Source organism: Nocardiopsis sp. NPDC006832, assembly GCF_040635885.1.
Taxonomy (GTDB): Bacteria; Actinomycetota; Actinomycetes; order Streptosporangiales; family Streptosporangiaceae; genus Nocardiopsis.
This window is the reverse complement of the sequence record NZ_JBEYLC010000006.1, coordinates 114,281-136,701: the sequence shown is the minus strand read 5'-3', so window position 1 is coordinate 136,701 and position 22,421 is coordinate 114,281. Positions and strand designations below refer to the sequence as shown.

Sequence of the window (22,421 nt, the reverse complement as noted above, 5' to 3'; positions counted from 1 at the left end):
GCCATGGGACCCGACACCCCTCCTTCCGGCTGTCCGTGGATCACGCCGCTCGCAAAGTGCTACCGGCATACCCCGCCGTACACGGATTACAACCCCGGGTCCGGGCAAAACCCGCACCCTTCACCGGAAGATGAGAAACCGCCGATCGCCCGGTGTCAGGCCGGCCGGAAGCCGTCACGCAGCACCGCCATCAGCAGCGCGTCGTGTCTGCGCCCCTCCCACAGCAGTGATTCGCGCAGACGACCCTCGACGTAGAAACCGCAGGAACGGTAGACGGCGATGGCCCGCATGTTGAAGGCGTACACCTGGAGCCAGAGCCGGTGCAGGCCGATCTCCTCGAACGCGTAGCGCATGACCAGTTGGGTGGCCTCCCGGCCCAGCCCCTTACCGGTGAACTCGATGGCCGACAGCGCTATGCGATAGCCGGCGGTCTCGTTCTCCGGGGACACCGAGTAGATGGAGAGCTCACCGAGGTAACGACCGCCCTTGGGTTCGGTGATCGCCAGGTCCAGGCGGTCGTCCCCTTCGGCGCGACCGTGACACCACAGGCGCGCCTGCTCATAGGTCAGGTGCCCGTGCGACCCCGTGAGTCTACGGACCTCCTCGTCCAGTCCCGCGGCGAAGTAGGCGTCGGTGTGTTCCGGGCCGAGGGGGACCAGGGACACGTTCTCGCCGTTGAGGGTGGGCTTGTCTCGCAGCGCGCTCGTGTTGATCATGCGGGTCTTCCGGTTCCGGCCGGGACCGTGGGGCACGGCATTACCCGGGTGAGGGAGACGGTGGGCGGGGATGCCGCACGCGGGAACGGGACGCGGTGGCGTGGCCTGGGTGCATGGGCCTGGGCGGGGGACGAGGTGTGGGCGGGGCGGGGTGGGGCGAGGGCGGGGTCGAGCGGGTCCTTTCCGGGCTCTCGGTGAGGACACGGGTTCCCTATGTAAAACACCTCCGCTCCGAAAGGCAAGCCCGGCGGGACCGAGCGCGACAAAACACTGTTCATCCGATGACCGGACTGGATAGCATCGGCCCGCATCGAAAGCGCTTAGGGAGCCGCCCGTGAACACCCCGACCGATACGGCCACCACACCACCGCCCGAGGCCAGGCGTGCCCGGGTCGCGGTGTCGACCCTGTTCTTCGTGAACGGGTTCACCTACACCAACGCGGTGCCCTGGCTCCCCGTGATCAAGGACGGGCTGGGGCTGAGTAACGCGGAACTGGGATTGGCGATCGCGGCGATGCCGTTCGGCGCGATCCTCACCGGGATGTTCGCCGGTCCGCTCATCCACTGGTTCGGCAGTGGTCGGACCGCGGTGGGTACGAGCCTGATCAGCTTGGGAGCGCTCCCATTCATCGCGCTCGCGCAGAACTGGTGGATGCTCGCCGGTGCCCTCTTCGTCCTGGGCGTCGCCGACACCTGGACCGACTCCGCGCAGAATTCGCACGGCCTACGAGTGCAGCGACGCTATCGACGCAGCATCATCAACACCTTCCACGCGGTCTGGAGCCTGGCCGCGGTCTCCGGAGGACTGCTCGGTGCCGCCATGGCGGGCGCGGGGGTGCCCATCCTGTGGCACCTGTGCGGGGTGACCACCGTGCTCGTGGTGATCAACCTGGTGGTCTCCCGCATGCTGTTGCCCGGACCGGAGAACAGCGAACGCGAGGACGGGACCAACGGCCACGGTGGTGGTCGCGTCCGCATGTCCGGTCGCGCCGTGGTCCTGCTCCTTGCGCTGGGCATGTTGTTGATGATGGCGGGCGGCATCGAGGACTCCGCCGCCGCCTGGGGCGCGGTGTACATGACCTCGGAACTGGACGCGGCGCTGTTCCTGGCCGCCATGCCGTTCGTGGCATGCCAGGCGATGATGGCGTTCGGGCGGCTCATCGGCGACCGGGTCACCGACCGGTTCGGGGCGGTGGTCGTCGGGCAGGCGAGCGGGCTGCTGTCCGCCGGTGGCATGGCCCTGGCCCTGGCGTTGCCGCACCCGGTCACCACGATCATCGGCTTCGGGGTGATGGGACTGGGCGTGTCCACCCTGTTCCCGCTGACCCTGGCCGCCGCCGGGAACGTTCCGGGGGTGCGCACCGGTGACGGGGTGACCTTGGTGGGGTGGCTGGGCCGCGTGGGGTTCCTGGCCTTCCCCCCGACCGTGGGGTTCCTCGCCGACTCGGTGACCCTGGGCGGTGCCCTGTGGGTGATCGCCGTCGGGGGCGCGGCCGCCTTCCTCCTGGCACCGGCCCTACGTCCACGGTCGTGATCACATGACGGAGGGCCCCGACCATGCTGGTCGGGGCCCTCCTCACATCAGGGCCCACAGTCTCGTGGGCACGGACGCGGTGTTACTCGGCCAGGCCCGGACGGCGGCTGCCGGCCCACAGGGCCAGAGCACCGATACCGGCCACGACGGCGCCACCGAGCACGAAGCCCGACAGGTCGACGCCGGTCGCGGCGAGGTTCGGGTCACCGGCGTTCGACGCCGGAGCCGGCGTGGTGGGAGTGGTCGCACCAGGGGTCTGGCCCTGGTCACCCTCACCGTCGTCGCCTTCGCCGTCGTCGCCACCATCGTCGCCGTCGTCACCGTCACCGGGGGGAGGGGTCTGACCGTCGTCCGGCGGCGTGGTCTCGTCGTCGTCGCCGGGCGGAGGCGTCTCGCCACCGTCCTCGCCGTCGTCGCCGTCATCACCATCGTCGCCGTCGTCACCGTCACCGGGCGGGGGCTCCTCGCCACCGGGCGGGGGCTCCTCGCCCTCGTCCGGAGGCGTCTCGCCATCGTCCTCGTCGTCGCCGTCATCCGGCGGGTCGACGGGGTCCGGCGGCGGCTGCTCCTCCCCACCGTCGCCGGGGGGAGGCGTCTCGCCATCCTCGTCAAAGGGGAGGATGTTGAAGACGTTCTCGACGGGACGCTCCACGACCTCGCCGAGGTCGATCTCGAGCTCGACCGGCTGGGACTCGACCGTCTCCTCGGCCACCTCGGGGGTGACGTCAGGGGTGGTCTCGTCAGCGGTCACGGCGAACGCCGGACCGACGGAGAAACCGGCCATGAACAGACCCGCCGCGGTAACAGTGAGTACCCGATTCTTGGGGGACATCCGACTCCTTTCTTTTCTCTTGTGCAGTGATCACTCAGGGGAAAAGGCATAAAGGTGGCCGTCGTGGACCACCACCGCGCGGTCGCCGAGCAGGCCGCGCGGAGTCTCTGCGCCCTCGGGAACGTCGGTGGGCGCACCGGAGGCGTCGAGCGCCACCCTGGACCCGTCGAGTTCACCGAAGACCTGGTCGCCGAGTGCGACCTCGGGTTCGAAGCCCGGGACGACGTTGGTCTCACCACTGCCGGGGGCGAACAGCACCGGGCCGTAGGCCGCCAGGTCCGGGCCGAGGGGGCCGGTGCGATGCTGCACCTCCGCCAGGTCCTCCTCCTCGACCTCGGCGGTGCCCAGCACCGAACCGTCGGTGTTGTCGTGGAAGGCGAGGAGGTGACCGTCGCCGTCGTCCGTCTCCCAGTGGACGAGCGCGTAGCCGCGCAGGAAGGTCATGACCTCGGCCAGATCGCCGGCGCCGTCGGGCTGTTCGGGTTCCACTCGCTGAGGGTCCTCGCCCGGGGCGACCCAGTGCCAGGGCCCCTGGAGAACGCCGGCGAGCGCGCGGCCGTCCTCGGCCAGCAGCGCCGCGGAACCGCCGGGGGTCTCGACCTTGGCGAGTTCTCCGTCCACCAGGACGTAGGCGTTGTCGTCATCGCGCACCAGGACGCCGTCGCCGACGAACTGGGCGGAGGCGGACTCGGTCAACTCGACGTTGACGGCGGTTCCTCCCTCCTCCGGCCAGAGCCACAGGGCTCCGGGGGTCTCCAGCGCGACGTGGGTTCCGCCGTCGAACTCCACGAAACGGGGGCTGCCGAGCGCCTTACCCGCCTCGAAGGGCAGATCGACCGACCATTCGCGGGATCCCTCCGCGTTGAGCAGGTTGAGCCGCTCCGCCGGGTCGATGTAGGCGAGGCGCTCCCCCTCGCGGTCGACCGACGGCAGGGTGTCGGGAGCCAGTTCTTCGGTGATGTCCACCGTGGTGGCGAAACCGGGCGGCGCGGGGTGGTCCAGTTCCACCGTCGTGTCATCGCCTTCCTCGCCGGAGGCCTCGGTGGAGCCGGAGAGGAACCTCGCGGCGACCAGGCCGCCCCCGACCAGGAGCAGCAGGGCCAGACCGGCGGCGCCGACGCCCAAGAGCAGGCGTCGACGCTTGGCCCCGGCGGCACGGTCCTTCGGGGCGGTGGGGCCCGTGGCGGGCCCGGGTCCGGTCGGAGGCTGCCGCGGAGGTCCCTGTGGCGGCCCCGGCACCGGCTGGTCGGCGGCCTGGACGACCCCGTCGGGGGTGGCGAGCAGACGCCAGTAACCGTTGGCGTCACGTGCTTCCACGAGCACCGGCTGGCCGATGTGCGCCGCGTATCCGGTGGCGACGTCCAGCGCCGCGCGCCGGGTCTCCTTGGGGGCCTGGCCCTGGACGACCTGTCGCCGACCCTCGATGACGATTTCGGCGTTGCGTTCGTCCGGCGCGATGACGATGACGGCGGTGGGCCGGGGATGCCCCGGGCGGGACGCCCGGCTCATGGTGCCTCCGAAGGCATGTGGAACATGGACCTGTTCGTGTATTGGAGAGAGGAGATCGTGGTCGACGATGACGTGCGGTGGCGGCTCGGCGGGGTGACCGAACAAGGGGTTACGGCACAGACGTAGTCATTGCTGGACGTGATCATACTGATCCCCACAGGAGCCAGCCGACCGTATCTGATGCCGGGAAAACGGGCACGGTTCGCGATCACTCCCACAATTTCCACTTGACGTATCGGGTGACCTGCGTTGATCCGGAATCACTCGCCGCACACCGGGCACGCTTCGTTCCATCGGCACTGGTTCGGACACGCAGAAAGGTGTCGAAGTTGACGCCGAAACTGGCCGGATCCGGCCACTCCGCGTTTCCGGAGACTCACGAGTTCGATCCCCGCGCACCGTTCTCGAAACCGGCGACCGGCCGCTCCCGATGGGCGAGCCTGAGGTAGGCGCCGGGGGTGAACACCCGCGCCAGGGCCTCCAGGTCGCTTCCGTTCGGCTCCAGCACCAGATGGACCGGGCGGCCCTCGCTCAGAAACAGGCTCAGGAGCGGGCTGGAGCCCCCGGTCATCCGCCCCTGGAACACGTGCGCCCCCGTGGTGAGACCGATCAGCAGTGTCCGTCCCGGCCCGAGCTCTCCCACCCGGGCACCGTCCACGTACAGCCGGTAGTCGACGAGCATGTCGCGGTAGCGGCCACCCGGTCGGTGCACGTACACGGGGATCCAGCCGTCCGGAAGCCGAGCGTCGACGGGCATGCCAACGAGTTTGGGGGTGGGCTCGGGCAGCGGTTCGGGGAGAGCGCACCGCTCACGCTTCCAGAACACGAAAGAGAGGACGAGCCCCGCGAGACCGACCAACAGAATGGGGAGCAACGCCCACTGCCTGGTCCACATGATCAGGAACCCCGCGAAGGGAAGACCGCCCACCGACAGAAACAGGTTCACCAAGGCCATACCGGCGAGCGGGTTGGACCCCTTGGCCCGCTGCCGTTCCGACGGGGTCGTCTCCATAAGGCCGACGAAATAGGCCGTTCCAGCAAAGAAAACGAGAAGCACAGCCGTCCACAACCCCATCGGCACCGTCACTTGGTCTTGGATGAAGTGCGTCGTCAGGGCGGTACTGACCACGATGAGGACGGCCAGGTCCGGGACGTTCGCCAGCCACTGCCAGGGCCTCATCGCGCACACTCCTTCGTTTGGAGGATCCGGGCGCGCTCACGTCGATGGAGCCGGGTGCACAGAAGGGCGAAGGCCAGAGCCGCGACGGAGAACAGGGCGAGTGGCCACAGAGCGGGGAGGTAGCGCAGCTCCGACCCGAGCATCAGTGCCGGCACGACCACCATGACCCACGAGGTCCAGGTCATGATCCGGGGCGTCGACGGTGCCGGCGGTGGAGGATCCTCCGGTTCACGGAACGGCCTGGGCAACACGGGCCCGGCCAGGATGAACAGCACGGTGATCATGAGCAGCACCAGCAGCCCCGACATGAGGATCGAGGCGACACCGGGATCGTGCAGCGGGTGGTGGTCGGTGAGCACCAGGCGCAGCATCATGGAGAACTGACCGGACATCATGGCGCACACACCCAGGAGAAGGCAGTCCCTGGCCGGGGACGATCGGGGGGAGGTCACTCGGGGGCCTTTCGTGGGGGATCCGGCTCGGGGCGGCGAGCGCGCGGCCTCCCGCCGGAAACCGTGAGGGTACCGACAAAGCCGACGGCGTAAGAACTTTCGGCCGTTTGTGGTCAGCGACCGTTCTGTTCGTTGATGGTGTCGATGACCGCCTGTTCCCGGCGTTGGGCGATGCGGTCGGCGCGTTCGAAGTGGCGGTTGGCGAGGTCGGCGCGGGCGGCGGCGGTGCGCACGGTCGGCCACAGGGCGTCGATCTCGGAGTTGAGGGAAGACCCCACGAGCACCGCGATGGCCATGACGTACAACCAGGCCAGGATCGCGATCGGGGCGGCCAGTGACCCGTAGATGCTCACCTGGCCGAAGGAGGCGTCCAGGTAGGCGCGCAGCAGCGCCGAACCGCTCAGCAGGACCAGGGTCGCCAGCGCCGCCCCGGGCAGGTGGCGCCACAGTGGGGTGCGCACCGGGACGCTGAGCGCGTACAGCAGCGTCACCGCGGCGGTGACCATCAAGGCCACGAGAGGCCAGTAGAGGAGATTGAGTCTGCCCACGGTGATCGGCAACAGTTCGTGGACCAGGTCCGGCCCGGCCACCAGGATCGGCAGCACCAGCACGGCGAAGAACAGGCCGCCGAGGTAGGCGAAGAAGGCGAGCAGGCGCTGACCCAGCCAGCCGCGGAGCTCGTCCAGGCCGTAGGAGATGGTGATGGAGCGGATGAACACGTTCATCGCGCGCGAGCCCGACCACAGGGACACCAGGAACGTCACCGACAGCACCCCGCCCTGAACACCTCCGAGGAAGTCGTCCACGAGCGGTTCCACCACGGAGGCGACCGTGTCGGGGGTGAGGATGCGCGCGGCCAGGTCCAGCATCCACTCTCGGATCTCCACCACGAGGTCCTCACCGAAGACCATCGCCAACGGTCCGAGCGCGCCCAACAGACACAACAGGAGCGCCGGCAGGGAGATCAGCGCGAAGAAGGCCGACTCGGCGGCCAGGCCGACCACGCGGTCACGGGCGAAGGCGCGGATGGTGCGCAGGACCAACAGGGTGCCGTTGTGAACCATGGGGTGCCGACGGAGCCACACGTCGGCCGCTCTCCACAAGCTCTCCCAAAGACCCACCACAAGGAGAACGTTAGCGGTAATGGAGCAGCTCGGGCGCTTTCGCACCATGACCGGGGACACCGCGACATGACGTGGGTCACCCGCCTATGACGACCGCGCACCTGGACAACGACCCGACGGGCGTGCCATTCTCAAGGCATGACCGCTGTTATCGACCCCATGCTCCGCGTGCGCCGCCACGTGGACTTCCTTCGGGTCAGCAGCGCCATCTGTCGCAGCGTCGGATAAACCCTCGCCGCCTTGAGCACCCCGTGAACTCAGTGGGTGCCCGCGGCCCCGGCGCTCCACCCTCTTCTTGAACTCCCACACACGCGGACTTCACCCGTTGCACCTGTCACGAGGACGTGCGGTGCCGACGGGCCCTGCGGTGATGGCACCGGGACCGTGGTCACCCCCGTGACCCCATCGGAGACACCCGCGATGCCTCCCTCTTCCGCGCAGCCCGGCAAGGCCGCGACGGCCACCAAACCTCGGCGCAGTCGTGGCGAGGGCCAATGGGCCCTCGGCTACCGTGAGCCGCTGAACAAGAACGAGGAGAACAAGAAGAACGACGACGGGCTCAACGTCCGCGATCGGATCGTCAACGTCTACGCCAAGGGCGGGTTCGACTCGATCGACCCCGCCGACCTTCGAGGGCGTTTCCGCTGGTTCGGTCTCTACACCCAGCGGGCCCCGGGCATCGACGGCGGCAAGACCGCCGTACTGGAACCCGAGGAGCTCGACGACCGCTACTTCATGCTGCGTGTGCGCATCGACGGTGGGCAGCTGAGCGTGGCCCAACTGCGCGCGATCGCGGAGATCTCCCGCGACTATGGCCGTGACACCGCCGACGTCACCGACCGCCAGAACGTCCAGTACCACTGGATCCGGATCGAGGACGTGCCCGCGATCTGGGAGAAGCTGGAGTCGGTGGGGCTGTCCACCACCGAGGCCTGTGGTGACACCCCGCGTGTGATCATGGGCTGCCCGGTGTCCGGGGTGGCCGAGGAAGAGGTCCTGGACCCCAGCGAGCAGATCCGGCAGATCTACGACGAGCACATCGGCAGCCCGGAGTTCTCGAACCTGCCCCGCAAGTTCAAGACCTCCCTCTCGGGTTGCACCGTGCACTGCGTCAACCACGAGATCAACGACGTGGCGTTCGTGGGTGTGCGCAACGAGGCGGGCGAGGCGGGCTACGACCTCTTCGTCGGCGGTGGCCTGGCCACCAACCCGATGTTCGCCAAGCGCCTGGGCGCGTTCGTGCGTCCCGACCAGGTCAGCGAGGTCTGGGCGGGTGTGGCCGGGATCTTCCGCGACTACGGTTACCGCCGGCTGCGCACCCGCGCTCGGATCAAGTTCCTGATCAAGGACTGGGGCGCCGAGAAATTCCGCGAGGTGCTGGAGAACGAGTACCTCGGTCACAAGCTCCCCAACGGCCCCGAGCCGGTCCTGGACCCGGGCGTGCGCCGTGACCACGTGGGTGTGCACCGCCAGAACGACGGCCGGTTCTACGTGGGCTTCGCCCCGAAGGTGGGCCGGGTGTCGGGCACCTCGCTGCTGCGGGTGGCCGAGATCGCCGAGGAGCACGGTTCGGACCGCGTGCGCACCACACCCGACCAGAAGCTGATCATCCTCGACGTCGAGGAGGAACGCATCGCCTCGATCAGCGCCTCCCTGAAATCCGAGGGCTACGAGGTCGACCCGAGCGTGTTCCGTCGCCAGACGATGGCCTGCACCGGCATCCAGTTCTGCAAGTTGGCGATCGTGGAGACCAAGGACCGCGCCTCCACTCTGATCGACGAACTCGAAAAGCGCCTGCCGGACTTCGAGGACCCGATCAGCATCAACGTCAACGGCTGCCCGAACTCGTGCGCGCGCGTCCAGGTCGCCGACATCGGTCTCAAGGGCCAGTTGATGCTGAACGAGCGCGGCGAGCAGGTGGAGGGCTACCAGATCCACCTGGGCGGCGGTATGGGCCTCACCCAGGCCTTCGGCAAGAAGATCCGCGGTTTGAAGAGCACCGCGGACGACCTGCCGGACTACGTCGAGCGGGTGTTGCGACGCTTCCAGGCACAGCGGGTGGACGGCGAGAACTTCGCGGCGTGGGCGGCCCGCGCCGACGACGCCGACCTCAAGTGACGCCGTCCCGGTAACGAACGTACGGGCTCGACGAGCCCCGCCCGGCCCCGATTCCCCAGGGGGCCGGGCCCGATCCGAAGGAGGAGGTGCGCCGTGTCCGAGAGGGCCGCACCCTACTACTGCCCCTACTGCGGTGACGAGGACCTGGTGCCCGAGGAGGGCGCCGCCGTCAAGGGCGAGGGCTACCCCTGGGCCTGCCTGTCCTGCGCCCGGGTGTTCCGGGTCAAGTACGTGGGTCTGCGCTCCGCGTCGTTCTCGCCGGGCGGCGTCCCCTCCAGACCGACGGAAGGGAACGAATGAACGCCACCATCACCGAGGGTCCCGAACTGGCCGAGCGCGCCGCGCGTGAGCTGGAGGAGGCCACCGCCCAGGAGATCATCTCCTGGGCCGATGAGGCCTTCGGCGACCGTCTGTGCATGACCTCCTCGATGGCCGACGCCCTCATGGTCGACCTCGCCGCCAAGACGCTGCCGGGGATCGACGTGATCTTCCTCGACACCGGCTACCACTTCGCCGAGACCATCGGCACCCGTGACGCGGTGGAGTCCATCTACGACATCAACCTCATCACCGTGGAGCCGAAGCGGACCGTCGCCGGGCAGGACCTGGTTCTGGGTCCGCGGTTGCACAACCGCGACCCCGGTATCTGCTGCCACCTGCGCAAGGTGGAACCCCTACAGCGGGCGCTGGAGCCCTACTCGGCGTGGTTGACCGGTCTGCGCCGGGAGGACTCGGTGACCCGCCGCGGCACCCCCGTCGTGCAGTGGGACAAGCGTCGAAGGATGACCAAGGTCAACCCGATCGCACGATGGACCCAGGAGGAGGTGGACGCCTACATGGGTGAACACGGTGTGCTGGTGAATCCGCTCCAGTACGACGGCTACCCCTCGATCGGCTGCGAGCCGTGCACCCGTCGGGTCGCCCCGGGCGAGGACCCCCGCAGCGGGCGTTGGGCCGGCAGCGGCAAGACCGAGTGCGGAATCCACACATGAGCGGCGACGAGCGGGCCGAGCGAGGGGGCACGTCCATCCCCTTGCTCGCGGTGGCCCACGGGAGCCGGGACCCGAGATCGGCCGAGGCGGTCTCGGCACTGTTCCACCGGGTGCGCGCGCTGCGCCCGGAACTGGACGTTCGACTGTCCTACCTGGACCACGTGGCGCCCGGCGCCGAGGAAGCGTTGGACGAACTGGCCGCGGGCGGAGCCGGTGAGGTGGTGGTCCTGCCGACCCTGCTGACGGCGGCCTTCCACAGCAAGGTGGACCTGCCCGAGGTACTGGCCACGGCACGCGAGCGCAGTCCCTGGTTGCGGGTGTACCACGCCGACACCTTGGGGCCGCACCCGTCGCTGTCCTCGGCGGTGGAGCGGCGCTTGAACGAGGTGGGCGCGCGCGCCGATCCCGACACCGCGCTGGTGCTCTGTTCGGCCGGGTCCAGCGACGCGGAGGCCAACGCCGTGGTGGCACGGCTGGCCGAGGAACTGGCCGAGCGCGGCCCGTGGCGTGAGGTGGTGGCCGCCTACGCGTCGGCCGCCTCCCCCACACCCGATGAGGCGGTCACGGCGGCGCGGGAACGCGGGGCCGGGCGGGTGGCGGTGGCCACCTACCTGTTGGCGCCGGGGTTCTTCGCCGACCGGATCCATGATCGGTCGATGGCGGCGGGGGCGGCCGTGGTCTCCCCCGCCCTGGGCGACTCTCCCGAGCTCGCCCGGATCGTGTTGGAACGCTACGACGCCACGGTGACCGCCCGTCACGCGGTGGTCTGAGGCGAACCGAACACGAAGAGCGGGTGATCCCTCGGGGCCACCCGCTCTTGGTGTTCGGGGTCATCTCGCGGTGATCGCCGCGGTGACCAGGACCAACGCCGAGAACAGCAGGGCGCCGGGGGCTCCCACCACACCGGCGACACCGGCCGCCGCGGCCGGGATGGCCACCTGGCCCATCCGATTGCCCCAGATGCGCAGCGCCAGGGCCGCGCCACGGGCCCCTTCGGGGGCCAACGTGGCGACCTCGGCCATGGTGAGGGGTTGGCCCACACCGAGGAGGAATCCGCCCACCAGCAGGACCACCGCCAAGACGGCGAAACCGCTCGTGGGCAATGCCACCAGGGCCAGCGCGACGGCCGACACGGACGTGCTGGCGATGATGAGGGCCTTGCGGGACCAACGCCGCAGCATCCGCGGCAGGATCAGCCTGGAGAGCAGGGAGGAGCCCGCCCGCAGACTCAGCAGCACGCCGACGAGCATCGGGGAGATGCCGCGGGTCTCCGCGATGAGCGGCAGGTAGGCGGTGAGAAGGTCCACCGCCGTCAGCAACGCCAGGCTGGTGAGCAGCGCGGAGGGCATCCGGCGACGGCGCAGCAGGTCCCGGGTGGGCACCGGGGGCGCGGCCTTCTGCTCGGCGGTGCGTTGGATCGGTCGCAGGCGCGCCAGCGGCAGCAGTGGCAGCACGCCCAGGGACGCCACGACCCCGGCGACCACCAGGGCGGTGGAGGTGGCCGAGAGCAGGGCGGGGCCCGAGGCGTCGTCGAGGATGACGCCGGAGATCAGTGGCCCGGCGAGCTGGCCCAGGGACGCGGCGGCGGTGAACCAGCCGAAGTCGCGGTCCAGGTTCTCGGGACGCGAGTAGCGGGCGATGAGCGCCTGGGCCGCGACCATGCACAGCAGGTGGCCCACGCCCACGACGGTGCTCGCCAGCGCCAGCCCGAACAGGCCCCCGGAGACGGCGAGGGAGAACCCGCCCACGGACAGGATGAGCGCTCCCAGACCCGCGAGCCAGGTGATACGACCCGCACGGTCGGTGAAACGGCCCACGGAGACCGCCATGACCAGGGGCAACAGGGCGTAGGCGGCGGTGACCAACCCGACCTCGAAGGCGTCGCCGCCCACGGCGATGGTCCGATAGGAGATGAGCGGTCGGGCGAGGTTGAGCGCGGTGTGGGTGAGCATCACGCTACCCAGGAGGCCCAAGAGCCACCTCGCGCGTCCACGGGTTTCCTCGCTGGTCATGTTCCCCTTTTCGCTCCGTGACCATAGCGGCGGCACGGGAGTCGTCCCATCAGGGGATCACTGCTCGCATAGGACGCCGATCGGCGTCCGGCATCATATCGGGAGCCCGGGGTCGCCGCCGTCACCGGGTCGGTGTCCCACGAGTGGCCCCGGCCGCCGTCTCCCCTGTCCGCCTCGATAGATTCGACGTGTCGACGCCGACCCGAAGGGGGAGTCACGAAATGTCCGAGAGCATGCGAGACCTGTTGCGCGGGTTGACGGTGTTCGCCGGTCCCCTGGCGTCCTTCGATCCGCAGACCGCGCCGGCGGACCCGCTGGAGCTGTTCCGGGACTGGTTCGCCGGCGCGGTGGCCGCCGGGGTCGCCGAACCGCACGCGATGACGGTGGCCACCGTCGACGCCGACGGGGCACCCTCCGCCCGGGTCCTCATCCTGAAGGACCTCACCGAGCGGGGATGGTGGTTCGCCACGACCACGACCTCCGCCAAGGGGCGTGACCTGGCCCAGAACCCGAACGTGGCCCTGCTGTTCTTCTGGGGCCCGCAGGGACGCCAGGTGCGGATCCGGGGCCGGGCCGAACTCGCCGACGCCCAGGCCCGAGCGGCCGACTTCCGCGATCGGCCGTTGGAGGGGCGGGTGGCCGGGCTGCACGGTCGCCAGAGCGAATCCCTGAGTGAGACGGCGGAGATCCACCGCGAGGCCGAGCGGAGCCGCGCCCGGTTGGTGGCCGACCCCGACCTGGCTCCCGACGACTGGGGCCTGTACCTGGTGCGGCCGTGGGAGGTGGAGTTCTGGCAGGGCGACCCGGACCGCAGACACACCCGACTGCGCTACGAACGCGAGGGCACGGAGTGGCGTCGCGGGCTGTTGTGGCCCTGACCCGAAGGAGACCGAACGAGATTCTGTTCGAGGTCGGCGTGCGGATATGATGCGGCTCACCCACTCGCCGCCCTCGGACCAGGAACGGAGCCGGCATGTCCGCCACACACGAGGTGTTCAACCAGGCCACACCGCTCGGCGACCACGACGCCGCCGACGACCCCGCGCTCTTGGACGGTCTGCGCCGCGAGGGCGCGGGCTGGGCCGAGGCCGAAGTGCGAGAGGTCGGCTCGGCCGCGGGTTCGGAGCGCGTCCGCGCCTGGGGCGAGTCCGCCAACACCTACACCCCCGTGCTGCGCACCCATGACCGTTACGGCCACCGGGTGGACGAGATCGATTACCAGCCCGCCTACCACGTCCTGATGGACCAGGCGGTGGAACACGGCATGCACGCCGCACCGTGGGCGGACGATCGCGCGGGCGCGCACGTGGCCCGCGCCGCCAAGTTCTTCCTGTGGTCCCAGGCCGAGAGCGGGCACGGGTGTCCCATCTCGATGACCTACGCGGCGGTGCCGGCGCTACGCCACTCCCCCGAGTTGGCCGCCCGGTACGAGCCGCTGCTCACCGCCCGTTCCTACGATTTCGGGCTGCGTCCGCCGCTGGGCAAGAGCGGCCTGATCGCGGGCATGTCCATGACCGAGAAGCAGGGCGGTTCGGACGTGCGCGCCAACACCACGCGCGCGGTCGCCACCTCCGAGGGCCATTACCTGCTCACCGGGCACAAGTGGTTCACCTCCGCGCCGATGAGCGACGTGTTCCTGACCTTGGCGCAGGCACCGGAGGGGCTGACCTGTTTCCTGGTACCGCGGGTACTGCCCGACGGAACCCGTAACAAGTTGTTCGTCCAACGGTTGAAGGACAAGCTGGGCAACCGGTCGAACGCCTCCGCGGAGCTTGAGTACGACGGCGCGGTCGCGCACCTGGTGGGCGAGCCGGGGCGGGGCGTGCGCACCATCATCGAGATGGTCAACGGCACCCGCCTGGACTGCGTGATCGGTTCGGCCTCGGGGATGCGCGTCGCGCTGGTGCAGGCGCTGCACCACGCCGAGACGCGCAGCGCGTTCGGTGAGCGGCTGGTCGACCAACCGCTGATGCGCAACGTGCTCGCCGACCTGGCGTTGGAATCGGAGGCGGCCACGGCCCTCATGATGCGTCTGGCGGGGGCCGCCGACCGCTCCGTGCGCGGCGACGAGGGCGAGACCGCGTTCCGTCGGCTCGGTGTGGCCGTGGGCAAGTTCTGGATCACCAAGCGCCAGCCCGCGCACGCCGCCGAGGCGCTGGAGTGCCTGGGCGGCAACGGGTACGTGGAGGAGTCGGGCATGCCCCGGCTGTTCCGGGACTCGCCCCTCAACTCCATCTGGGAGGGCTCGGGCAACGTGGCGGCGTTGGACGTGCTGCGCGCGATGGCCAGGTCTCCGGAGTCGGTGGAGGCCTTCCTCACCGAACTGCGCGCCGCCGCGGGCGCCGACGACCACTACGACACCGCCCTCAAGCGTTTGGAGCAGGCCCTGGGCGACGTGGACGAGATGCAGTATCGGGCGCGTTCCGTGGTCGAGCTGATGGCCCTGACCCTGCAGGCGTCGGTGTTGCTACGGCACGCGCCGACCCCGGTGGCCGAGGCGTTCACCGCCTCCCGACTCGGCGGCGGGTGGGGGCACGTGTTCGGAACCCTGCCCCGTGGAGTGGACACCGGCCTGATCCTGGAAAGGGCCCGTCCACGTCGGTGAAATATTCACCATCGGTATTTTATCGAACGACCTCGCAAATCCGACACAAATCACCATAAGAAGACTCGCGAAACAGGCCGGCGCAGGAACGTCGGTCTGTTTCGGCATACTTTTGCCGCCTTGGCGGAAGGAAGAAGGCGCAACGCCAAAGCGCCCTTCCGGGCCCCGAACACAAGAGACTGACGACGCCTATGGTGGAAGTCTGGCCAGGTAGTTCCTATCCGCTCGGTGCGACCTACGATGGTTCCGGCACCAATTTCTCGCTCTTCTCAGAAGCGGCCGAACAGGTGGAACTGTGCCTGTTCGATGACGAGGGGGTGGAAACACGCATACCCCTGACCGAATACGACGGCTTCGTCTGGCACGGGTACCTTCCCGGGGTGGGCCCGGGCCAACAGTACGGATACCGGGTCCATGGACCCTACGCACCCGAACAGGGCCTGCGCTGCAACCCGAACAAACTGCTCACCGACCCCTACGCCAAGGCGCTCAACGGCGAGCTCACCTGGCATGAGTCGTTGTTCAGCTACCACTTCGCCTCCCCAGACCGAAAGAACACCGCCGACAGCGCTCCCTACGTGCCCAAGTGCGTGGTGGTCAGCCCGTTCTTCGACTGGGGCAACGAGTCTCGTCCGCGCACCCCGTACCACCAGACGGTGATCTACGAGGCCCACGTGCGCGGCCTGACGATGCGCCACCCGGGCATCCCCGAACACCAGAGAGGCACCTACTCGGGGCTGGGACACCCGGCGATGATCGACTACCTCACCTCCCTGGGGGTGACCGCGGTCGAGCTCATGCCGGTGCACCACTTCGTCCCCGAACACGCCATGGTGGCGCGCGGTCTGACCAACTACTGGGGCTACAACACGTTGGCGTTCCTGGCCCCGCACAGCGGGTACGCGGCCCGCGGATCCCGCGGACAGCAGGTCCAGGAGTTCAAGGCGATGGTGAAGTCGCTGCACGAGGCGGGCATCGAGGTACTGCTCGACGTGGTCTACAACCACACCGCCGAGGGCGACCACATGGGTCCCACCCTTTCCTGGCGGGGCATCGACAACCTGGGCTACTACCGGGTGGTGGACGAGGACCAGCGCTACTACCTCGACTACACGGGCTGTGGCAACAGCCTCAACGTGCGGTACCCGCACTCGCTCCAGCTCATCATGGACTCGCTGCGCTACTGGGTCCTGGAGATGCACGTGGACGGGTTCCGCTTCGACCTGGCCTCGGCACTGGCCCGGGAGTTCCACGACGTCGACCGGCTGAGCACGTTCTTCGACATAGTCCAACAGGATCCGGTGATCTCCCAGGTCAAGCTGATCGCCGAACCCTGGGACGTGGGCCCTGGCGGCTATCAGGTGGGCAACTTCCCACCACTGTGGACCGAGTGGAACGGCAAGTACCGGGACACGGTGCGCGACTTCTGGCGGGGTGAACCGGTCAAGGGCGAGCTGGCCTCCCGGTTGGCCGGGTCCAGCGACCTGTACCAGGACGACGGGCGCCGCCCCGTGGCCTCGATCAACTTCATCACCTGCCACGACGGCTTCACCATGGCCGACCTGGTCTCCTACGACCACAAGCACAACGAGGCCAACGGCGAGGGGAACCGGGACGGTACCAACGACAACCGTTCCTGGAACCACGGGGTGGAGGGGCCCACCGAGGACCCGGCCATCCTCACCCTGCGCCGCAGGCAGGTCCGCAACTACCTCGCCACCCTGTACCTGTCCCAGGGCGTGGTGATGCTCTCGCACGGCGACGAGGTGGGACGCACCCAGGGTGGCAACAACAACGCCTACTGCCAGGACAACGAGATCTCCTGGATCGACTGGGAGGGCGCGGGGCCGGCCGGGGAGTACCCGGAGAACGACCTGCTGGACTACGTGCGCGAGCTGGCCCGGCTGCGCAGGGAGCACCCGGTGTTCCGCCGCCGCAGGTTCTTCCGCGGCAGCCCGGTGGAGGGCGGTCTCCCCGGTGAGGGGTCCGGCGAGGACGGGCTGCCCGACATCTCGTGGCTGCGCCGGGACGGGTCTGCCATGGAGGGCAACGACTGGAACAGCGGCGACCGTGCCCTCGGCGTGTTCCTCAACGGGGACGCCATCACCGAGCCCGACCCGCGGGGGCGCACGATCCGGGACCGCTCGTTCGTACTGCTGCTCAACAGCGGACCGGACGCGGTGGAGTTCAAACTGCCCGGGACCGAGTACGGCATGGCGTGGGAGACGGTCCTGGACACCGCCGAACCGGACGTGGGAGGGCGTCCGTTCGTTACCGCGGGTTGCCCGGTGCGGGTGATCGACCGCGCCCTGATGCTGCTGCGGCGCGTCTCGCCCCACCACGGCTGAGGTACGGCCGGCCCCTCTCGGCAGCGCCCGCACGCGTGCCGGGAGGGGCCCGGCCCTCGGAGTGTGCCGGCGCCCCGAGAAGTCGGGAACGGGTTGGGGAGACACATCGGCGCCCACGGTGTGACGGCTCGTTCCTCGCGACCCCACCCCGGCGCCTCCCCCGCCACCTCCCCGGGTTTTTCGGAGAATCAGGACCTGACGGCGCCCGAAGGGTGACCCCCTGGTCGACGGAATAGAACCTAGCCTGGTGGTCATGTCGAACACTCACGCCGCGGGAAGCTCCGCGCCCGCACGGCTCCGCGAACTCCTCCCCGACCCCGAGCGCACGGACGTGCGACCGGAAGAGGCCTACACCTACCCCACCGCTCTGACCCGGCCCTGGGTACGCGCCAACATGGTCGCCAGCGCCGACGGTGGTGCCGTAGGACCATCAGGGCGCAGCCGCGACATGTCCTCGGAACCGGACCGCAGGGTGATGGCGGTCCTGCGGGGTCTGTGCGACGTCATCGTGGTGGGCGCCTCGACCGCCCGGCACGAGGGGTACAGGCCGGTGCGTCCGCGCGAGGTCTGGGCGGAGCTGCGCGAGGGCCGGCCCGCGACACCCCGGATCGCCGTGGTCTCACGGACCCTGGAGTTCGACGACGCACTGCTCACCACGGCTCCCGACGACGCCCGCACCCTGGTGTTCACCGTCGAGAACAGCCCCGCCGACCGGCGAGCGTTCGTGGCGAAGCACGCCGACCTGGTGGTGGTCGACGAATACTCCGTGCGGCCATGGCACATCCTCGACGCCTTGTCCGAGAGAGGCCTGTACCGGGTGTTGACGGAGGGGGGTCCACACCTGTTGGCGGAGTTCGTGGCGGCGGACCTGCTCGACGAACTGTGCCTGACGGTGAGTCCGCACCTCCTGGGCGTGGGGTCGCCCCGGATCGTGGCGGGAGGGCCACCGGTCCCGGGCGTTCCGGGCGTGGGCACGAAACAGACCACCCCGCTGCGGCTGGCCCACCTGTGGGAGGCGCAGGGAAACCTGTTCACCCGTTACCTGAGGGATTGAGGGGGTTCCCCGCAGGGGCCGCCATAACCGCTGTGTTTCGGTCACCCCACAATGACGCATGAACCATCCCGCAACCGGACATACCCGTGGTGTGCCATCCACTGAAAACGTTGTGACCGGACACACCGCATCAACGGGGCTCACCGGTGTGGTCCCCTGGGCGAGAGGATGAACGTAGTGCCGACGGCCGCAAACGGATCACCTCCGGTCTACCGGGAGATAGCCGAGGAACTTCGAGCACGGATCCGCTCCGGACGGTACGCCGACGGCGACCGCCTTCCCGGGGAGAACACCCTGATGGAGCGTCACGGGGTCGCCAGGGCGACCGCGCGTCAGGCGCTCTCCGTACTGATCAACGAGGGCCTGGCCGTGGCCGTCCGCGGCTCGGGCATCTACGTCCGTCTGTTCCGTCCCCTGCGAAGACACGGCGCCCGGCGTCTGTCCAAGGAATTGTGGGGCGGCGGGCGGGCCATCTGGCAGACCGACAGTGAAACCCGCGGCTACGAGGTGGAGGGCCTCGTGATCGAGGAGGTGATACCCCAAGGGCACGTCCTACGCGTCCTCGACCTACCGGAGGGGTCCACGGTGTTACGTCGTTCCCGGCGCTACCTCGTGGACGGTAGACCGGTGCAGAGCGCCGTGTCCCACTTGTCTCCGCGCTCTTGGGAGGGGCAGGAGACCTCCGACTCCGCGCGACGCCTACACGCCCACGACAGCGGGCCCGGCGGAATCTACGCCCGATTGACCGACCTCGGGAGCGGACCGGCCCACTTCACCGAAGAGATCCGGGTCCGCATGCCCACCCCCGAGGAGACCGTCGAACTGGAACTGTTCCCCGGTACCCCCGTGATGGAGGTCGCGCGCACCGCGCTGACCGCCGACCACCGTCCGGTGGAGTTCAACGAGATCACCATGGACGGTTCCGCGTACGTGCTCCAGTACGACTTCGACGCCTGACAGTCCCCGCGCACCCCCGCGACGTCCCGACCCCCGGCGCCGCCCCCCGAACGTGCTGGAGGGGCCTCGCCACGAGGCCCCTCCATCATCGTCTCCACCCGTTGGTTTTCCGTCTTCCTCGTGCCTCTAGCGTCGGCGACGCTGTCGTCTGGAGGCGAAGACCAGGTACGCCAGCGGTAGGAACACCAGTCCCACCGCCAAGGCCCCCGCCGCGGCGAACAGCATGGCGTCGGACGAGGTCATCGCCCACTGCGCCATTCCCGCTCCCAGGAGGACCGCCATCGCCACCGCGGCGACGGAGATCGCGCCGAAGAGCCAGATCAGCCCTCGGTCGCTCCAGGGTTCGGGGCGCGCGTGGTCGATCCCCGCCAGCGTGGCGCGGACACTGAGCTCGGCGGCCCAGCGCAGTTCCCGTCCCGCGGTGGCCGTACCGTCGGTGACGGCTCGGGCTCGCGTGCGGGCCCCCGTCGTCACCTGGTCCAGCCACCACAGTCCGTATCGAACCCTTCCAACGCGCAGTGGTCGCCGACTGACTCCGAGTGCCTGTTGAGCTGTAACAGCCATGCCACCTGCCTCAGTACACCTCGACCACTGACCCCTGCCTGAGCCCGTACCCACCGAGATCACCACCGAACGTCGCGAAGGGGTGAAGATAGGTGCATGTAGCCCCTAAGGATGATTTACCTACCTCCAGGGCGATCGTCCGATTCCGACCTATTCGGCCTCCGGTCTGCATCGTGGCCCGATTCCGGGTAGCGTCATCACCATGGCTGACGCATCGGACCAGGCACCGCGTTCCAACGACGGAGCCGCACAGGACCTGCCCACGACCGAACAGGAGTGGCGCGAGCGCCTGGACCCCATGGAGTACGCGGTACTCCGTGAGGCCGGCACCGAGCGCCCCTGGACCGGCGCCTACGTCGACACCAAGACCACGGGCGTCTACCGTTGCCGGGGATGCGGGACCGAACTGTTCCGCTCGGACGAGAAGTTCGACTCCCACTGCGGGTGGCCGAGCTTCTTCGACCCGGCCGACTCCGAAGCCGTGACCCTGCACGACGACGTCTCCCTCGGCATGGTCCGCACCGAGGTACGGTGCGCCACCTGCCGCTCCCACCTGGGTCACGTCTTCCGCGGCGAGGGCTACGACACCCCCACCGACGCCAGGTACTGCATCAACTCCGTCGCGCTTTCCCTCGAACCCACGGAGTAGGCTTACCTTTTCGGTTCGCCGGGTATCCCGTGGCCATGGCCACGGCGGGTCCCCGTACCTGCACCGATTCCCACCCCCGTGGGATCGGGGATAATCTCACCAACGCACCGACGATCGACCCCTGGTCGAACGGAAACCGCGCGCGGCGGGGATACCCCTCCCGGTGACCGCGCACCGCCCCGCCACCCGTACGGGGCCCGCTCCTCAAAGCGGTGGCCGATGTGCCGGCGAACAGACCGACCCGTGACGAAAGCGCCCCATGACCGACGACTCACCTTCCTCCTCCGTCTCCCCCCGGCCACCGGCCCGACCTCGTATGGGCATGGCCCAGGGATCGGCCCCCTGGTTGGTACCGGCGTTGGGCGCCGCCGGCGCCGCGGCCCTGGCCGCGCGAGGTTCCAGGGCACGCACCCTGGCCGCCGTACCCGTGATCGCGCTCGCGGCGGGGATGACCTGGTTCTTCCGCGACCCGGAGCGCGGCCCGGCCACCGGGCGTGTGCTGTCCGCGGCCGACGGGGTCGTCCAGAGCATCGATCCACGATCCGACGGAAGTACCCGGGTCGCGGTCTTCATGAACCCCCTCAACGTGCACGTCAACCGTGCCCCCCTCGCCGGTGTCGTGACCGGTGTCGAGCACCGCCCCGGGGGATTCCGTCCCGCCTTCGACAAGGACAGCGAGCGTAATGAACGCGTCATCTGGACCCTTGAAACCGAGATCGGTGAGATCACGGTCGTCCAAATCGCCGGCGCGATGGTCAGGCGTATCATCCCGTATCTCGCTGCGGGGCAGAAGGTCGAACAAGGCGAGAGGATCGGTCTCATCCGGTTCGGGTCACGCGTCGACGTCTACCTTCCGCGCGGGGTCGCCCCGGCGGTGGAGATCGGCCAGAAGGTCCGCGCCGGGGAAACCCGTCTTGACGCCGGCTGACACCACCGGTGCCTCCGATAGCGGTGAGGTCACCGAGGAGGCGCCCAGGCTCCGCCTGGGCATCGCCGACTACCTGACCTTGGGCAACGCCCTGTGCGGTTTCCTGGCGGTGTGGGCCCTGGCCGGCGCTCAGAGCGCCCACATGGCCGCCGGGACGGTCGGCCCGCTGCCCAAGGCGGCGTTGGCCACCGCGGTGGGCCTGATGATGGTGGCGGCCTTCCTGGACGTGCTCGACGGCCGCGTCGCCCGCAAGTGGGGCGGCAGTGGCATGGGCGCCGAGTTGGACAACCTCGCGGACGTGATCAGCTTCGGTGTCGCGCCGGCGTTCTTCTTCCTGGTGTGGAGCACCACCGCCACCGAGGGGGCCATGTGGCCCGTGGTCGGCGCGAGCGCCCTGCTGCTCGCGGTGATCGTGCGGCTGGCCCGCTTCTCCTGCCAGTCCCCCGGGGCCGACTACTTCACCGGTCTGCCCTGCCCGTTCGGGGCGATGGCCGTGGTGACCATCGTCCTACTGGACCCGCCGGTCCTCGTCGGCATGGCCGCGGCGCTGCTGGTGGCCTGGCTGATGGTGAGCCGTATGGAGTACCCCAAGCCCAAGGGCCGCAAGGCCTACGCGGTGCTGGGGATGCTCGCCGGCGGTGTGCTCCTCATCATCGCCTGGGGACTCGGCATGCCCGCCGGTGACGTGCTCATCTACCTGGCGAGCGCCATGGTGCTGATCTTCATCGTCACCGTCCCGTTCTACGTGATCGCCACGCGGCGGAGCGCCATCACGCCCCGGCGAGAGGCCGCCCCCATCGAGTAGGTCCCCTCGCTCTGGCCGGTGAACGAGGGGAGGGACCCCGCG

22 protein-coding genes are annotated in these 22,421 nt (G+C 69.3%); 14 read left to right on the top strand and 8 right to left on the bottom strand.

Annotated elements, in window-relative coordinates; translation table 11 throughout:
- Positions 1 to 155: 155 nt before the first annotated feature.
- The gene (locus tag ABZ717_RS04950) at positions 156 to 716 is read right to left on the bottom strand and encodes a GNAT family protein (protein ID WP_358505732.1); all 561 of its coding nucleotides are present in this window, start codon (positions 714 to 716) and stop codon (positions 156 to 158) included.
- 334 nt (positions 717 to 1,050) lie between these two features.
- Here ABZ717_RS04950 and ABZ717_RS04945 point away from each other — a divergent pair, with 334 nt between their 5' ends.
- Positions 1,051 to 2,250: an MFS transporter gene (locus ABZ717_RS04945; protein ID WP_358505729.1), complete on the top strand. Its 1,200-nt coding sequence runs from the start codon at positions 1,051 to 1,053 to the stop codon at positions 2,248 to 2,250.
- A gap of 82 nt (positions 2,251 to 2,332) precedes the next feature.
- On the opposite strand, the gene ABZ717_RS04940 is transcribed toward ABZ717_RS04945, so the two are convergent.
- From ABZ717_RS04940 to ABZ717_RS04920, 5 genes are all read right to left on the bottom strand, one after another.
- Positions 2,333 to 3,082 (bottom strand): hypothetical protein, encoded by a 750-nt coding sequence (locus ABZ717_RS04940; protein ID WP_358505726.1) that lies wholly within the window; start codon positions 3,080 to 3,082, stop codon positions 2,333 to 2,335.
- A gap of 30 nt (positions 3,083 to 3,112) precedes the next feature.
- Complete coding sequence (locus ABZ717_RS04935) at positions 3,113 to 4,591, bottom strand: hypothetical protein (RefSeq protein ID WP_358505723.1); 1,479 nt, start codon at positions 4,589 to 4,591, stop codon at positions 3,113 to 3,115.
- A gap of 376 nt (positions 4,592 to 4,967) precedes the next feature.
- Entirely contained in the window at positions 4,968 to 5,771 is an 804-nt protein-coding gene (locus tag ABZ717_RS04930) for a hypothetical protein (protein WP_358505720.1), read from the bottom strand.
- Complete coding sequence (locus ABZ717_RS04925) at positions 5,768 to 6,223, bottom strand: hypothetical protein (RefSeq protein ID WP_358505717.1); 456 nt, start codon at positions 6,221 to 6,223, stop codon at positions 5,768 to 5,770. Before ABZ717_RS04925 ends, ABZ717_RS04930 begins: the two co-directional genes overlap by 4 nt.
- Positions 6,224 to 6,336: 113 nt before the next feature.
- Positions 6,337 to 7,347, bottom strand: a complete 1,011-nt coding sequence (locus tag ABZ717_RS04920) for a YihY/virulence factor BrkB family protein (RefSeq protein ID WP_358505714.1) — start codon at positions 7,345 to 7,347, stop codon at positions 6,337 to 6,339.
- A 138-nt stretch (positions 7,348 to 7,485) separates the two neighbouring features.
- Between ABZ717_RS04920 and ABZ717_RS04915 the strand changes: the two genes are divergently transcribed.
- The 5 genes from ABZ717_RS04915 to ABZ717_RS04895 all read left to right on the top strand — a co-directional run bounded on the left by ABZ717_RS04915 (position 7,486) and on the right by ABZ717_RS04895 (position 11,227).
- Positions 7,486 to 7,575: a putative leader peptide gene (locus ABZ717_RS04915; protein ID WP_358505711.1), complete on the top strand. Its 90-nt coding sequence runs from the start codon at positions 7,486 to 7,488 to the stop codon at positions 7,573 to 7,575.
- Between the two features lie 192 nt (positions 7,576 to 7,767).
- The gene (locus tag ABZ717_RS04910) at positions 7,768 to 9,465 is read left to right on the top strand and encodes a nitrite/sulfite reductase (protein WP_358505708.1); all 1,698 of its coding nucleotides are present in this window, start codon (positions 7,768 to 7,770) and stop codon (positions 9,463 to 9,465) included.
- Between the two features lie 93 nt (positions 9,466 to 9,558).
- The gene (locus ABZ717_RS04905; RefSeq protein ID WP_358505705.1) at positions 9,559 to 9,765 is read left to right on the top strand and encodes a hypothetical protein; all 207 of its coding nucleotides are present in this window, start codon (positions 9,559 to 9,561) and stop codon (positions 9,763 to 9,765) included.
- Positions 9,762 to 10,457 (top strand): phosphoadenylyl-sulfate reductase, encoded by a 696-nt coding sequence (locus ABZ717_RS04900; RefSeq protein ID WP_358505702.1) that lies wholly within the window; start codon positions 9,762 to 9,764, stop codon positions 10,455 to 10,457. Before ABZ717_RS04905 ends, ABZ717_RS04900 begins: the two co-directional genes overlap by 4 nt.
- On the top strand, positions 10,454 to 11,227 hold the full coding sequence (locus tag ABZ717_RS04895) for a sirohydrochlorin chelatase (protein ID WP_358505699.1): 774 nt from the start codon (positions 10,454 to 10,456) through the stop codon (positions 11,225 to 11,227). Before ABZ717_RS04900 ends, ABZ717_RS04895 begins: the two co-directional genes overlap by 4 nt.
- A 60-nt stretch (positions 11,228 to 11,287) precedes the next feature.
- On the opposite strand, the gene ABZ717_RS04890 is transcribed toward ABZ717_RS04895, so the two are convergent.
- Positions 11,288 to 12,469: an MFS transporter gene (locus tag ABZ717_RS04890; RefSeq protein WP_358505697.1), complete on the bottom strand. Its 1,182-nt coding sequence runs from the start codon at positions 12,467 to 12,469 to the stop codon at positions 11,288 to 11,290.
- 221 nt (positions 12,470 to 12,690) lie between these two features.
- On the opposite strand from ABZ717_RS04890, the gene ABZ717_RS04885 reads away from it, so the two are divergent.
- From ABZ717_RS04885 to ABZ717_RS04865, 5 genes are all read left to right on the top strand, one after another.
- Positions 12,691 to 13,347 carry a pyridoxal 5'-phosphate synthase gene (locus tag ABZ717_RS04885; protein WP_358505694.1) on the top strand — a complete coding sequence of 219 codons (657 nt, stop codon included), beginning with the start codon at positions 12,691 to 12,693 and terminating at the stop codon, positions 13,345 to 13,347.
- A gap of 95 nt (positions 13,348 to 13,442) precedes the next feature.
- Positions 13,443 to 15,074 (top strand): acyl-CoA dehydrogenase family protein, encoded by a 1,632-nt coding sequence (locus ABZ717_RS04880; protein WP_358505691.1) that lies wholly within the window; start codon positions 13,443 to 13,445, stop codon positions 15,072 to 15,074.
- A 191-nt stretch (positions 15,075 to 15,265) separates the two neighbouring features.
- A complete protein-coding gene (gene glgX, locus ABZ717_RS04875) occupies positions 15,266 to 17,422 on the top strand; it encodes a glycogen debranching protein GlgX (RefSeq protein WP_358505688.1) in 2,157 nt (718 codons plus the stop codon).
- A gap of 253 nt (positions 17,423 to 17,675) precedes the next feature.
- Entirely contained in the window at positions 17,676 to 18,476 is an 801-nt protein-coding gene (locus ABZ717_RS04870; protein ID WP_358505685.1) for a dihydrofolate reductase family protein, read from the top strand.
- 168 nt (positions 18,477 to 18,644) lie between these two features.
- Entirely contained in the window at positions 18,645 to 19,433 is a 789-nt protein-coding gene (locus ABZ717_RS04865) for a GntR family transcriptional regulator (RefSeq protein ID WP_358505682.1), read from the top strand.
- Positions 19,434 to 19,559: 126 nt separating this feature from the next.
- Here the strand turns inward: ABZ717_RS04865 and ABZ717_RS04860 are convergent, their stop codons facing one another.
- On the bottom strand, positions 19,560 to 19,997 hold the full coding sequence (locus ABZ717_RS04860; RefSeq protein WP_358505675.1) for a hypothetical protein: 438 nt from the start codon (positions 19,995 to 19,997) through the stop codon (positions 19,560 to 19,562).
- Between the two features lie 202 nt (positions 19,998 to 20,199).
- On the opposite strand from ABZ717_RS04860, the gene msrB reads away from it, so the two are divergent.
- From msrB to pssA, 3 genes are all read left to right on the top strand, one after another.
- Positions 20,200 to 20,646 (top strand): peptide-methionine (R)-S-oxide reductase MsrB, encoded by a 447-nt coding sequence (gene msrB, locus ABZ717_RS04855; protein WP_067599785.1) that lies wholly within the window; start codon positions 20,200 to 20,202, stop codon positions 20,644 to 20,646.
- A gap of 259 nt (positions 20,647 to 20,905) precedes the next feature.
- Positions 20,906 to 21,574, top strand: a complete 669-nt coding sequence (locus ABZ717_RS04850; protein WP_358505672.1) for a phosphatidylserine decarboxylase — start codon at positions 20,906 to 20,908, stop codon at positions 21,572 to 21,574.
- Entirely contained in the window at positions 21,561 to 22,379 is an 819-nt protein-coding gene (gene pssA, locus ABZ717_RS04845) for a CDP-diacylglycerol--serine O-phosphatidyltransferase (protein ID WP_358505669.1), read from the top strand. Before ABZ717_RS04850 ends, pssA begins: the two co-directional genes overlap by 14 nt.
- Positions 22,380 to 22,421 lie beyond the last annotated feature (42 nt).